At 38.0% G+C, this 13,264-nt stretch carries 11 protein-coding genes; 3 read left to right on the top strand and 8 right to left on the bottom strand.

Annotation, left to right across the window (positions count from 1 at the left end; genetic code table 11):
* Positions 1–97 precede the first annotated feature (97 nt).
* Both H5072_RS03130 and H5072_RS03125 read right to left on the bottom strand, forming a co-directional pair.
* Positions 98–832, bottom strand: a complete 735-nt coding sequence (locus H5072_RS03130; protein ID WP_182692653.1) for a 5-oxoprolinase subunit PxpA — start codon at positions 830–832, stop codon at positions 98–100.
* Position 833: 1 nt separating this feature from the next.
* Positions 834–2,645 carry a glycoside hydrolase family 3 protein gene (locus H5072_RS03125; protein ID WP_182692651.1) on the bottom strand — a complete coding sequence of 604 codons (1,812 nt, stop codon included), beginning with the start codon at positions 2,643–2,645 and terminating at the stop codon, positions 834–836.
* Between the two features lie 370 nt (positions 2,646–3,015).
* Between H5072_RS03125 and H5072_RS03120 the strand changes: the two genes are divergently transcribed.
* The gene (locus tag H5072_RS03120; RefSeq protein WP_182692654.1) at positions 3,016–4,533 is read left to right on the top strand and encodes a sensor domain-containing diguanylate cyclase; all 1,518 of its coding nucleotides are present in this window, start codon (positions 3,016–3,018) and stop codon (positions 4,531–4,533) included.
* On the opposite strand, the gene H5072_RS03115 is transcribed toward H5072_RS03120, so the two are convergent.
* Positions 4,530–5,054: a hypothetical protein gene (locus tag H5072_RS03115; protein ID WP_154902851.1), complete on the bottom strand. Its 525-nt coding sequence runs from the start codon at positions 5,052–5,054 to the stop codon at positions 4,530–4,532. The two genes, H5072_RS03120 and H5072_RS03115, sit on opposite strands and share 4 nt — an antisense overlap.
* 149 nt (positions 5,055–5,203) lie before the next feature.
* Here H5072_RS03115 and H5072_RS03110 point away from each other — a divergent pair, with 149 nt between their 5' ends.
* Positions 5,204–9,226, top strand: a complete 4,023-nt coding sequence (locus H5072_RS03110) for a rhombosortase-dependent M36 family metallopeptidase (protein ID WP_182692649.1) — start codon at positions 5,204–5,206, stop codon at positions 9,224–9,226.
* Between the two features lie 263 nt (positions 9,227–9,489).
* Here H5072_RS03110 and H5072_RS03105 read toward each other — a convergent pair whose 3' ends face one another.
* Positions 9,490–10,365 (bottom strand): LysR family transcriptional regulator, encoded by an 876-nt coding sequence (locus H5072_RS03105; protein ID WP_182692648.1) that lies wholly within the window; start codon positions 10,363–10,365, stop codon positions 9,490–9,492.
* Between the two features lie 108 nt (positions 10,366–10,473).
* On the opposite strand from H5072_RS03105, the gene H5072_RS03100 reads away from it, so the two are divergent.
* Positions 10,474–11,145, top strand: coding sequence for a hypothetical protein (locus tag H5072_RS03100; RefSeq protein ID WP_182692646.1), 672 nt, complete (start codon positions 10,474–10,476; stop codon positions 11,143–11,145).
* A 326-nt stretch (positions 11,146–11,471) separates the two neighbouring features.
* Here the strand turns inward: H5072_RS03100 and H5072_RS03095 are convergent, their stop codons facing one another.
* The 4 genes from H5072_RS03095 to H5072_RS03080 form a co-directional block, all read right to left on the bottom strand.
* Positions 11,472–11,819: a hypothetical protein gene (locus tag H5072_RS03095; protein WP_024597877.1), complete on the bottom strand. Its 348-nt coding sequence runs from the start codon at positions 11,817–11,819 to the stop codon at positions 11,472–11,474.
* A 114-nt stretch (positions 11,820–11,933) separates the two neighbouring features.
* Positions 11,934–12,311 carry a VanZ family protein gene (locus H5072_RS03090; RefSeq protein ID WP_182692645.1) on the bottom strand — a complete coding sequence of 126 codons (378 nt, stop codon included), beginning with the start codon at positions 12,309–12,311 and terminating at the stop codon, positions 11,934–11,936.
* Entirely contained in the window at positions 12,299–12,796 is a 498-nt protein-coding gene (locus H5072_RS03085; protein ID WP_182692644.1) for a hypothetical protein, read from the bottom strand. Before H5072_RS03085 ends, H5072_RS03090 begins: the two co-directional genes overlap by 13 nt.
* 90 nt (positions 12,797–12,886) lie before the next feature.
* On the bottom strand, positions 12,887–13,120 hold the full coding sequence (locus H5072_RS03080; RefSeq protein ID WP_182692642.1) for a hypothetical protein: 234 nt from the start codon (positions 13,118–13,120) through the stop codon (positions 12,887–12,889).
* Positions 13,121–13,264 lie beyond the last annotated feature (144 nt).

Below are 13,264 nucleotides of genomic sequence, written 5' to 3'. Positions count from 1 at the left end.
AAATTAACAGTAGGATGCGATGAAGCTCTTATTTAAATCTATGAGTTAAAGCTGTAAAGGGGGTTTACAGCTTCTATTTGTGGTTGTGTAAAAGTGTTTAGTTAGCTGAGTTACACAGGGATTTTATGTCTTTTATAAGCGCTATGCCATCAGCGTTGTCGCCATGTACGCATAAGCTATGGGCGTTGAGCGTTAGTTTTTTTCCAGTTCGTGTTGTCACGCTGCCATCGGATAAAAGCTGAGTTACTTGTTTTAGTAATGCAGCTTTGTTGTGAACGCTACCCTCAAGTGTTCGTGACACTAAATGCCCGTCGTCGGTGTACTGCCTATCGGCGAATGCCTCGAGTATTAGATCAACTCCTGAGCTTTTGGCTATTTGAATGTGCTTATTGGCATTTTTAGTCGCTAAAATCATTAGCTTTAAATCTGTTGGGTAGCTGGCAATTACATTTATAACGGTTTGTAATATTTGATCATTTGCCATCATGTCGTTATAAAGTGCGCCGTGGGGTTTTACATAGCTAAGTGTTAAACCTTGTACTTTTGCCATCCCCTCAATAGCGGCTATTTGATAGTGCAGGCAATTTGTAAGCTCTTTTTCGCTAAGTACCATTGAGCGCCTACCAAAGCCCTGCTTGTCTGGGTAGCTTGGGTGAGCACCAATTTGTACGTTATGTTGCTTGGCAAGTACAAGAGTGTATGCCATTACATCGGCGTCACCTGCATGAAACCCACACGCAATGTTAGCCATATCAATATGTGGCATAACGTCATCGTCTAGCCCCATTTTCCACGCGCCAAAGCTTTCGCCTAAATCACAATTGAGTTTCATATTAGTGCGCCTTTTGCGGTTTTATTGTGACAGGTAATACGCCGTTAGCCGGTGCTTCTCCTAGTAACACTTTTGCAAGTGCGGTAAAAGCAGGGCCAGATACAATATCGTTTTTATCTACATCAATATTATATGCATACGATGCAAGTACGGCATTTGCATAATCGCCAAATTTAGCAATGTCATAAGGGGCTCTCAGGCTTATAAAAACAGTGCTTTTGTTTTCTTCTTTTGCCATATTTAATAATGACTCAAGTGCTTTTGGCTGCTCCGCATTATTAAGTGCAAAATTTGAATCATCTTTTAAATCATCCATACCGCCAATTTCGACCGCACTTTGATTAGGTGTTGCATTACCGGCTATAACTACATCAGCAGCGTGTATTTGTGTTTTAGCTTGTGCCGGATTAAACCCTTGTAAACTACTACAACTATAGTTAAGTTTTTGCTGGCTGATAGCTTCAATTGCTTGCTGCATTGCCATACATTTACGCGTGTCTGGCATAATAATATGAACATTACTTCCTGCTTTTAAATTAAGCGGCAAAGTACTGTTATTATTTTTAACCTGCGTTATTGCCTCTACAGCAAGCTGCGCTTCTATTTCGCGATGTGCTGCACTGCCAATTGTTTGCTTTGCATTTATGAGCGCGGTAATAGGGTCAAAATTAGTGCTTAATCTAAATTTATTTTTAAGTGTAATTATACGCTGTGCCGATTGTGCTATTTCTTGCTCATCAAGTTGGTTTGATTTAACCGCTGCAACAAGATCTTTAATAAGATCATCGAGTTTATTTAAATCATCTGGTGTTCTAATTTCAACGGGCATTAGGGCAATGTCAGCCCCAGCTGAAAATGTATTTATTACCGCTTGAGTTGGCGTAAAAAAGTTACTAATGCCAGCCATATCAAGCGCATCAGTTACTACAACACCTTGGTAATTAAGCTCACCGCGTAAAATATCAGTAATGATTACGCGCGACATTGTTGCCGGTTTTATCATGGTTTTGCCATTAACACTTACAAACGTTGTGCTATCGAGCGCTGGGTATTGAATATGCGCCGTCATTATCATGCCGGGGTTTTGCTTGGCGATAATGTGTTTAAACGGTGCTAGGTCTTGCTCGTAAATAACTTCTTTTGCATGGTTTACTTTAGGCAAACCTGTATGGCTATCTACGTTTGTATCACCGTGGCCCGGGAAGTGCTTTAACGAGGTAATAACACCGTTGTTCTCAAATCCTGCTACCTGTGCAGCACCTAATTTACTCACTAATGCTGGGTTTTCACCAAATGAGCGTACGTTGATAACGGGGTTGTCGGGATTCATATTTACATCAACCGTGGGCGCGTAGTTTACATTGATACCCAGTGAATTTAGCTCTTTAGCGATAACAGTTGCTGTTTTTGTCGCAAAGCTCGTACCGTGCTTTTTGTAGGTTGCGCCAATCGACATATTACCGGTAAATGATGTAGCAACATCGCGTGGTAAACGCGCTACACGTCCGCCTTCTTGATCTATTGATATAAATAGCGGCAGCTTACTACTGGATTTACTTGCAGCTGTTTGCAATTGGCTATTAAGCGCAATTGTTTGCTCTATCGATTGAGTGTTTTCAGAAAATAAAATTACCCCACCAATATCGTATTTTGCAATAGCGGTAGCGAGTTCATTAGGTAACTCGGTCATTGGAGTTCGGCATTTATTACTTACTCCTTGCTGGCAGAAGTAACGAAAGTCGAGTATTAGCTTTTGCCCAAGTTGTTGTTCAAGAGAAAGCACGGGTTTAGCAAGCGAGGATTGTAATGGCATTAAGCACCCAGATAAAAAAACGATAGACGATACAATACACTTATTTAGCAAAACACACTCCAAAGCTAAAAAGTAGATAAGTGTAAGCAGCTTAACTACTTTTTGAGGTAACTGCAAAAGAAGGATTTTTTGCAGAGGAACCAATAACATATTGTAAAAGTTAAAGAAAATTTATAATTTTGCTATTAGCGAAAAGTTATATTTAGTTATATTTTTTGTGGCTTTGTTAATATTAGATAATAAATTTTCAAGAGGGTATAATTGCGGGCTTTATATACAATTATAGGTTCGGATACTGAATACCTGTACTTAGGATGGCATACGTTTGCGAAAAAAATTATTAACGGCCTTAAATCTTCGATTTCTTATTTTGCTTTTAGCGATTACGGCTTCTATTAGTACTTTAGTAAGTAGCTTTTATTCTACCTACCAAGTACAAAAAGAGCAGTTAACAGCTTACACGCTAAAAAGTAACTATGCTTATGCCAATAAACTGGCATCAGCAACAGATAATTTTTTAGAATCCGCAATGCAACAACTGGCCTATTCAGCTAAAAAAATAGAGCAAAGAGTTGATGATGAAGATTTATTAAACCAAGAAGCGACCCGCTTACACTTACAAACGAATAGCTTTAACTCGGTTGTAATTAATAAGCATAGTGTTGTTGTCGCAACCTCTCCTAAATTTCCGCAACTTATTGGTGAATCAATCCACTCACCTGGCGCTGTACAAGCGCTACAAGAAAAAAGACCATTAATCAGCGCGCCTTATATGTCGGCTGCTGGGAACTTTATTGTTTTTATTTCTCATCCTTTGTTTGATAAAAGTGGAGATTACCTTGGTTATATTGGTGGCTCTCTTTATCTAAAGGAGCGTAATATTTTAAATAACTTATTAGAGCAGCATTATTATGAGGGTGGAACATATATTTATGTGGTCGACGCCAGTAGGCGAATTCTCTATCACCCAGATCAGGCACTAATAGGGACAGTCGTCACAAATAATTCAATCACTAATAATATGATTACAGGCCAAAGCGGTACTTCTATTGTTAAAAATAGCCAAGAGATAGAAATGCTAGCAGGCTTTTCCTCTGTGCCTAAAGCAAAATGGGTAATTGTCGCTCAGCGCCCTGTAAGAGCAACGCTTTCGTCACTTGATTTACTCATAACTGAAGTAATAAAACGTACATTACCGATGGCTGTTATTACGTTTCTTTTAATCGGTTTTTTTGCTCACTTTATTTCTAGGCCTTTAAAACAACTAGCAGACAAAGCAAACACACTTGACGATCCAACAAGTATTGAAGAGCTAAAAAGTGTTAAATCTTGGTACTTTGAAAGCCAAAGACTAAAAATTGCAATGCTCAATGGAGTTAATACTTTGCAAATGCAGATAGGTCAGCTTCGTCATGATGCGCAAACAGATCCCCTAACTGATACTCACAACCGTAGGAGTTTAAACGGTTTATTAAACCAGTTGATGTTTAAGCAAACTCCATTTGCTATTTTAGAGATAGACATCGATTTCTTTAAGCGAGTTAACGATACCTTTGGCCATGATAAAGGAGATGAAGCTCTTAAATCGCTTACTGATATTATCAAAAAATTATCTCGAAAAGACGATATCGTAGCACGTATAGGTGGTGAAGAGTTTGTACTTGTCTTGCCTAATGAAAACAGCCAAAGTGCGCTCAAAATAGCAGAGCGACTACGTAAAACTGTTGAGTCTACAAATATGGAAACTATCGGCTTTATAACAATTTCAATTGGGATTGCAACTTGGCCTGAGCACAGTAACGACATAGACCAAGTTTACAAATGTGCTGACAAAGCACTTTACCATGCAAAAGAACATGGCCGTAATCAGTGCATTGTTGCTGATTAAAAGTGTGTTTCGATAGGTGAATAGTTAATTGCAATTTCTACATTGGTCACTGATTTATAGCTGTTTAAAGCACTAGACAATCCTGCAATATCAACACCTTTTTCAACAAGTAATGTGTAATTGTGAGCTGTTGACTTGATTAATTCATAATTATTTTTTAACTCATCAGGCACAGAATCGGTATTTAATGTAATGGTAAGAGTACCTGTTACTACACCTTTTTGTTTTAAGTTCTGATTATAAATAACGTCGCCTTTAAATAACTGCTCAGAGTTAAAGATAAGTTTATCACCCGATGAATTTATGCTTTTAGATGCATTTTTAATAACACCTTGACTACTTTCTTTTTTAGGGAAAATAGTGTCACTTTTCTGGTTCTTAGATGGTTCTTTTATAATGATTTCTGCTGTTTTAGGTTGTGCCTGAGAGTTGTTAACCTCTGTTTTTTCACTGTTATTACATGCAGATAGTAATAAAGCTGCGATTATTGGCACTGCACTTGTAAAAATTATTTTTTGCATTCGTTTACCTTTGTTTACTTTTCTTTAAATTTAAAGCTATTCAGCCTTATTCAAGTCTGTATATTAACAACTTAACCAGGCGTTTACATAAAATAATCAATTTAAAAACATTAAGTGTTTAAACATAATAAATACAAACAGGTGGATACATGTCTCAATTTAAATTAACAACTATTGCCATGGTTGTAGCATCTACATTAGCAGCAGGTGAGCTAACGGCCGCTGAACAAACTCGATTTTATGATGTAAGTGCAACAAATGCAGTTACTCAGGGTACTTCTTTAGCTGCTGTTCAGCAGAAAACCTTAGCCGAACGCGCCACTGTCTCGGGTCAAAAATCAATTTACGATGCACAAATGGGTAAAGCAACGTTTTTATGGCAAGCAATAGGTCAGCGTAAGCCTGACATGGCTTTAATCGCTGCTGATAACCGTAACCAATATGCTGCTGACTTTTATATTGAAACTTTAACAGGTATTAGTAATCGTAAAGCAACAGCATCTTCTGCTGTTATGGTTGATTTATCAGAGCAAAAACGTGGCTCTATTAGTGCAAAATACAAGCAACAAGTAAACGGTGTTGAAGTTTTTAACCGCGAATACAACTTGTTAATGGATAAAGAGTACAACCTAGTAGCAAGCTCGGGGTATTTTGCTGATACGTCGTCATCTAAAAATAAACTTGCTGCATTAACGGGTTTTGTAAACTCTGAGCAAAGTATAAAAAAAGCATTTAGTGAATTAGCTAATATTGATGTCTCACTTCGTAAAATTGGTAATGAAGGTGGCTATGCAAAATATGAGGCTAAATCATTAGATGACTCTAAGATTGTTTTAGGTACGCCACGTGCAAAAGAAGTGTTTTTTGAAGTGGCAGGCGAGCTTAAATCAGCTTACTACATTGAAGTAGAAGTAGCAGAAGTTGGCTCTTTAGAAAGTGACTACTTTAGCTACGTAGTAGATTCAAATAACAGCAAAGTATATTTTGCGAAAGATTTGAAATCTCATGCAGCTGACTTTAATTACCGTGTTTACGCAAACCAAGATGGCTACCCAATGGAAAGTCCGCACGGTGACGTAATTCCTGCAGATGGCCCAGGACAAGTAGACGAGACGGAGATTTTAGATGCGCCAATGGTATCTCTATCTTACTACAGCAAACTAAGCACAATGGACCCATGGTTAGCTGATGACGCAACGACAACTTCGGGTAATAACGTATTTGCTTACGCAGATGTGGTTGCACCTCAAGACTTTAGTGAAGGTGACTTTACTGCTGAAACAACAGCAGACTTCACATTTGACTACCCTTATCAAGTAGATGAAGTCGCAAATAGCTACGCAAACCGTAAAGCGGCTATTGTTAACTTGTTTTATATGAATAACTTTTTACATGATTTTTTCTATGATCATGGTTTTGATGAAACATCAAATGTAGCTCAAGTATCTAACTTTGGTCGTGGCGGCATAGAAGGCGACCCGATTGAAGCACAGGCTCAAGATAACTCAGGTCGTAATAATGCAAATATGTCTACACCAGCTGATGGTGCTAGCCCACGTATGCAAATGTACTTGTACAACAGTAAAGATGCCACTGTTGGTGTAGATTTTGGTATTACAGTAACTTCACATGACTCTTTAGGCCTTTTAGCTTCAACAAAAGAATCTGGCTTTGGTAAATACCAATTCAGTGATGTGGCTGCAGAAGTTGTTCGTTTAGATGATGGAAATACAGTAGATTCAACAAGTATTAATGATGGTTGTGAGCCTGCTATAAATGCTGCTGAACTAGCAGGGAAAATTGCAATTGTAGATCGTGGCTCATGTGCTTTTACAGTTAAAGTAAAAAATGCACAAGATGCAGGTGCAATAGCAACTATCGTTGTTAATAATGACCCAGATACGGCAGAACCGGCACCAATGGGCGGTGAAGACGATACTGTAACCATTCCAAATATGGGTTTAAATTACGCTGATGGTCATGCAATGTATGACCTAATTGATGCTGGTGAAGTTGTTACTGTAGACATGTTTACCAAAGCAACATTAAAAGATGGTACGTTTGATAATGGTATTATTGCTCATGAATGGGGTCACTACATTAGTAACCGCTTAGTCGGTAATTCATCAGGCCTTATTAACTTCCAAGGCCGCGCAATGGGCGAAGGCTGGGGCGATTTCCACTCATTAATGTTTATCGCTAAAGAAAGCGATATAAATATTACAGGTAACGATAAGTTCCAAAAAGCATATGGTAGCGGCACATTTGTAGAAGACTTCTACTTCGGTATTCGTCGTCTTCCTTATTCAACTGATACAGATGTAAATGCATTGTCGTTCCGCCATATTACTGAAAATGCTGGTGCTGATATTGGTATATCACCAACAAGCGTGGCTTCTCCTCATGCTGCCGGCGAAATTTGGGCAACTGTATTATGGGAAAACTATGTAGCGCTTATTAACGAGCATGGCTTTAATGAAGCACAAACTCGAATGGCAGATTACTTAGTTGCAGGTTACAAATTAACACCTATAGCACCAACCTACACTGAAGCACGTGATGCTATTTTAGCTGCTGCCTATGCAGTAGACCCTGCTGATTACAAATTAATGGTAGGTGCATTTGCTAAACGTGGTATGGGCCTTGGCGCAGTATCGCCAGATCGTTTCAGTAATGACCTTACTGGTGTGGTTGAATCAGATAAAACACAGCTTTCTAGCTATGCATTTGCAAGTGCTGACTTAAACAACATGTACAATGGTACAGAGCTTGGTTTTTGTACTAATGATAATATTTTAGATAAAGGCGAAACGAGTACTGTTAGCGTAACAATTACTAACCGTGGTAGTGAAGTACTTAGTGGTACAACAGCACAGCTGACTGTTATAAGCGATCACGATGTAACATTTGAAAATGATGGTTTACTTACTTTTGGTGAAGTTCAACCGTACGAAGCAATAACAAGTAACGATATCAAAGTTACTTTGAACGAAGCGGGTACAGCTGAAACACTAGAAATTGAAGTCACATTTCCTGAAATTGAAACAGACGATGATATTGTTGAAGCGCTTGATCAAACACTCACGTTTGAAGTAAATATGGGCTTTAAATCAGAAATGCCTGTTGGAGCTGTAGCTTCAGATGATATGGAAGTAGCAAGTTCATCACTATTAGATTTAAAAGAAAACGTAATGTTTGGTGGTGACTTAGCTGTTGGCACTCAGGTAATGGATAATAGTAGTAATATTGCCTTCTTTGAACAAGGTGGGTTTGGGCTAGGCACACAGGCAATGCGCCTTGTAAATAATGGTTTCCAATCAGATGTAGCAGTAGAGAGTAAGTCATTCGAAGTTGGTTACTCAGGCGACTTTGAAATCTCATTTTGGCATTTCTATAGTATTGAGCAAAACTGGGATGGTGGTGTTGTAGAAGTTAGTGTTAATGGCGGTGACTGGGTTGATGCTACTGAAATTGGCGGCACATTTGATGTTGGCTATGACGCTGTTCTAATCGAAAATGATTCGCAAGAACTTCAAGAACGTGAAACTTTTACAGGTAATAACGTACAAGATAGTGGCGCGTATGGTAATTATGAAACTATCAACTTTGGTGATGCTCTAAACGGCAACTTAGTAAAAGTGCGCTTTAGAATCTCATCAGATGGCGCAGTTGATGATTTAGGTTGGTGGATTGATAACCTAACTATGTCTAACGTTTTATCTCCTGTATTTTCAGAGCTTGTAGCGGGTGATTCACTAGCATGTGATAACGCAGCCCCACTTGTTTTAGTCGAAAGTGCATCGGCGGAAATTACTGAATCTGCTACAGGAACAATTACAGCAACAGCTACAGATCGCAATGGTCAAACACTAACTTATGCTTGGACTCAGGTTAGCGGTAGTGCTGCTACGCTCACTGGTACTGACACTGAAACTTTAAGCTTCACACCTGCAGCTATTACTGCAGATGAAGAGCTTGTTTTTGAAGTTGCCGTAAGTGATGGTGTAACAACTGTGACTCAACAAAGTACTGTAATGGTAAAAAATGAAGCGGTAGCAACAGTGCCTGTAACTGAATCAAAATCTAGCGGTGGTGGTAGTTTTGGCTTTATAGCTTTATTACTTACTCCATTAGTATGGTTTAATAGACGCCGTAAAAACGTAAGTAAATAAGTTTAAATAACATCCCGTCATCTCTAAATACATGACGGTTTTAATGAAAGGCCAGTAGCGTTTGCATCTGGCCTTTTTTATGCACTTAGTTTGATTTTTTTAGTCCTGAGCACAGTAACGACATAGACCAAGTTTACAAATGTGCTGACAAAGCACTTTAACATGCAAAAGAACATGGCCGTAATCAGTGCATTGTTGCTGATATTAGCTAACCACTGCTTAGCTAAGTAATACTTTGCATTGAACTTAAATTGATAAATTCTCTACAAAGAGTGCATGAGTTTATTAAGCCAGCCATCAGCTTTTGATGGTTTGTAAATCATTACTATGTCTTCGCTGTAGCGACTGTTAACCCCCTTTACAGTTAATTTTTTAAGCCCTAAATCATCAATCACGAAATTTGGTAAATATGCCAACGCCAAGCCACTTTGTACCACCTCTATTAATGTACTGTAATCGCTACATCTAAATACAATATTGCGCGGGGCTATTTCATCTTGCCAGCCGTCGGAGCCAATACCTTGTTCAAGGCCGCGCAGTGGTGAAAACAACGGGCATGCAAAAGACAATTGTAGTAATTGGTTTTTATTGAGTGTTAAAGAGCCTTTTTGTACTAGCTGATGTGAAGGAGACGCAGCTACACTAAACTCAGTATTAAATACGTCAACCGACACTAAATTAGTATGTGAGCTGTTGTTGAATGCCTCGCGAGTTACTAACGCAATATGCGCCGAGCCTGATGCAACTTGGCTTATGGCTTCATCTTCAAATATATTATTAATACGCACCGAGCAAGGCAGGTTGCTAAGAGGTGTAAGCAGCTTTTTAACGCCACTTTTGAGTAAAATGGCAGGGCCTGCAATAACCGCATTAAATTTATGACTATCGCTTTTAAAACGGCTAGTAAGCTGCTGGTAATTATGAACTAAATCGCTACTGTGCTTAACAAATTCTTTGCCTTTATCATTAAGTACTAAGGTTTTACCTACGCGGTTAAAAAGCTCCGTGGCTAAGTTTGCCTCAACCTTTTTTAGCGTTTTAGACAGCGCACCAGGGGTAATATTAAAGTGCTTAGCGGTTGTATGCAGATTTTGCGAACCCGCCATATGAATTACTTTTTCAATGTCATCTAAATGCATAGCGCCAAACCGTATTAACTAAAAGGAAACAACTAATCACTTATTATCGATTATTTGTATATAAAAATCAGCTTATAGTGGCGCTATATATATTTTTTGAGCACTAACATGAAACACATACTGCTATTTTTTATTTTATTATCGAGTGCAGCGCACGCAAATACACCTCAACACAATTCACACAAAACCCAAAGCTATAATGGCTTCCATGGTATGGCGCTTATTTTAGCCGGCGATAAAGTACTTGCCAGCCACATGCCTTTATACGCCCCTCCACACAACTACCAAATAGTGTATGAAGTAACTACGGATGACACCCACTTAAAAACAATCAAAAATATTTTAAATAAAGCAGCAGACGAGCAAGAAAAGATCACTATTTTACCAACCAAATTTGACCTAAATTTATTAATAAATAAAAAAACACCCACCTTAAATGTAACTGTATTTAACGGCCATTTTGAACGCGGTGGCAACGTACTTTTTACTACAAAGCTAACCTTTAAAAACCCGCTATATGTTGAAAAAATAACGACTAATCAAGCACAAAAAAATGTGTTTGCATTAATAAAGCTAACAGAGCAGCAAGGTTTAGTAATTCATAAAATACAAAGCAAGCCAAGCTATGACTCGTTAAGCTTAGTACCGCTTACTATGAGTAAATATAACGGGAAATTGAAGTGTGATGCTTCGATAAGCACTGCGCTTAAAAGCAAACTAGAGGCATGTTTTAAAACCGTACCAAGCTATTTAGAAACAAAAGACTTTGCAGTTAATTAATTTATAAAACCAGTAATTTTGGCTTTAAATCGCTGGTTTTATGAAGTGTTGCTTTGTTTTTAGTAAATTTTAAGATGAAATTTTGAGATGACACCCACCGTTAATTTTGTACTTTAGCCATAATGAATTAGGTGGTGCACTTCCAATTAGAATCTAGGAACTTCGAAAAGTGCAAAATTAGAGTGGGTGTCTAGTTAATTATGTGGAGATATATACACATAATAACGCTTTGCTAAGGGGCAATTGACTGTTGGCTAAACTTGCGCGAAGCGCCAAACCAACTGTTAATTGTCCCAGTGAGTTTACGAGCGAACTTGAGCAACTTGTTATAAGCCATTAGTTGCCACTCTTTGCCCGCAATGGATACAAACAATTGAACCAGAAAACCAGCGCCAAACAACTTTATCCCAGCTACCACTTGATGCTGGATGAGGCTTTTTAAAACCTTGAACAGTTAAACATTTATCGCAATGTGGGCAACGGTTAAAAAATGCCAAAACAATATGAATTAAAACTGTGCAAAAGAATGCCCCAAACAAATAAACTAAATGACTAGCACTTGCGTTAGGTTCAGAAAACATTTTCCCATAAGCCAGAGATACAAAGAAAACTATTAAAAGTGTCCACGCTGCAAACACGCTTAACACATCAAGTTTTCCAATTATCGATTTCATCACCGAACTTCCTTTGGCTTATAACGCCGTTTTAAGCGACAAATTGCAGTTGGCTAAAATAAGTGAGGCACGAACAAAAAGCCAACTGTAATTTGTCCGTCTTGAAAACCATTGTTAGGTGTATTTGCTGATAAACTTAGTTACGAGACTGAACGTAATAATACCTACGATATCAGCAAGTAAATCAGTTGCGTCTAGCGTCCTGCTAGGTATGAAGTATTGACTTAACTCTTCAACTAGAACGAATACGAAAACAACAGATGAGCCTAAATATATCTTTAATGAAAGTAATGTAAATGATTTAAGTTTAAAAGCAAAGTTAGCTCCTAATGTTAACAAGCCAAATAAGCAAAAATGTCCTAATTTGTCTCCGTAAGGAATACTTGCTACGAACTCAAAGAAAATACTGTGTTGAGCTGTGTTTGCTAAATAGATAATCCAAACAATAAACCCCAAAAAAACTACTGATATAGTAGAAATTAACTTATGCATAATTCTTCTCTTAACTGTAAAAGAGGCTTGTTAATCATTTCGATTACATCGTAGCCTTTCAATTTTTTAGACTTTTTACCTCTAATAATCTCAACTTTAAATAATTTGTATTTTGTTGGAAACAAAATTAAGCCGATAATAAATAAGACTCTACCTGCAAATGTTGAATTATTATTCCCCCACATAAAAGCTTGTAACTTCAATTCTTCAATCGAGGTAGTTCCATAGCCGAGAAGCGTATGGTACGCATCATGTACTTCATATTTCGGTAAATAATTAAACCCACGTGAATTTAAAAATACATACAAATTAAAACCTAATGTATTTTCATCCATTCCTTTTAAATCATCAAAAGAAAAAGGCCATACAGGAGGTCTTCGGAATACATTTAAAAATGGGACACTCCATTGAATTAGTTTTTCAATAACTCGATGCATACTCAGATCCATAGATACACCTAACTTTCCAATAACGGGCGCAGACATGTGGGGCATAATGGCGCAGCCGCCCCGCGTGTATGCGTCCCAGCGAACGAAGTGAGTGTGTTGATTGGGTTGTTATGTGAATTTGCTGATTTAATCTTGAAAGTCCTCGGGTATTTCTTCTTTGAAAAGAGCGATTGCTTGTTCGACTAGTTCTAAATCTAGCTCATCTTGGAACAGAGTAACTTCTCTTTTCTTTTTAGTGTCTTCCCGGAAGATTTCCATGACCATATTGTTACCTACATATATTTCGACGCCAATACCATCGCGAGCACCAGTGTCACTAGCTATGACGTAATCTTCTATTTTTGAAAACTTCTCACTCATGTAGAAATCCACGATTCACATAACGAGCCTGTAGATTAACTCGTTTTTAAATTTGTTTTATTGATAAACAAACCATAGCTGAGTTCCTATTTTGGTTCAATCGATTACTGTATTTTTACGCAGAATATAGAAGTGTTTGATATT

The sequence above is a fragment of the Pseudoalteromonas sp. SR45-5 genome (assembly GCF_014163565.1).
In the GTDB taxonomy this organism is placed as follows: Bacteria; Pseudomonadota; Gammaproteobacteria; order Enterobacterales; family Alteromonadaceae; genus Pseudoalteromonas; species Pseudoalteromonas distincta.
The sequence above is the reverse complement of the archived record's forward strand: the minus strand, read 5'-3'. Positions and strand labels throughout refer to the sequence as shown.

Bases quoted from the DNA above. Each gene is read 5' to 3' on its own strand.
- H5072_RS03085 (WP_182692644.1), bottom strand. From the start codon at position 12,796: ATGTCTGCGCCCGTTATTGGAAAGTTAGGTGTATCTATGGATCTGAGT.
- H5072_RS03115 (WP_154902851.1), bottom strand. From the start codon at position 5,054: ATGCAAAAAATAATTTTTACAAGTGCAGTGCCAATAATCGCAGCTTTA.
- H5072_RS03090 (WP_182692645.1), bottom strand. From the start codon at position 12,311: ATGCATAAGTTAATTTCTACTATATCAGTAGTTTTTTTGGGGTTTATT.
- H5072_RS03095 (WP_024597877.1), bottom strand. From the start codon at position 11,819: ATGAAATCGATAATTGGAAAACTTGATGTGTTAAGCGTGTTTGCAGCG.
- H5072_RS03105 (WP_182692648.1), bottom strand. From the start codon at position 10,365: ATGCATTTAGATGACATTGAAAAAGTAATTCATATGGCGGGTTCGCAA.
- H5072_RS03110 (WP_182692649.1), top strand. From the start codon at position 5,204: ATGTCTCAATTTAAATTAACAACTATTGCCATGGTTGTAGCATCTACA.
- H5072_RS03100 (WP_182692646.1), top strand. From the start codon at position 10,474: ATGAAACACATACTGCTATTTTTTATTTTATTATCGAGTGCAGCGCAC.
- H5072_RS03125 (WP_182692651.1), bottom strand. From the start codon at position 2,645: ATGCCATTACAATCCTCGCTTGCTAAACCCGTGCTTTCTCTTGAACAA.
- H5072_RS03080 (WP_182692642.1), bottom strand. From the start codon at position 13,120: ATGAGTGAGAAGTTTTCAAAAATAGAAGATTACGTCATAGCTAGTGAC.
- H5072_RS03130 (WP_182692653.1), bottom strand. From the start codon at position 832: ATGAAACTCAATTGTGATTTAGGCGAAAGCTTTGGCGCGTGGAAAATG.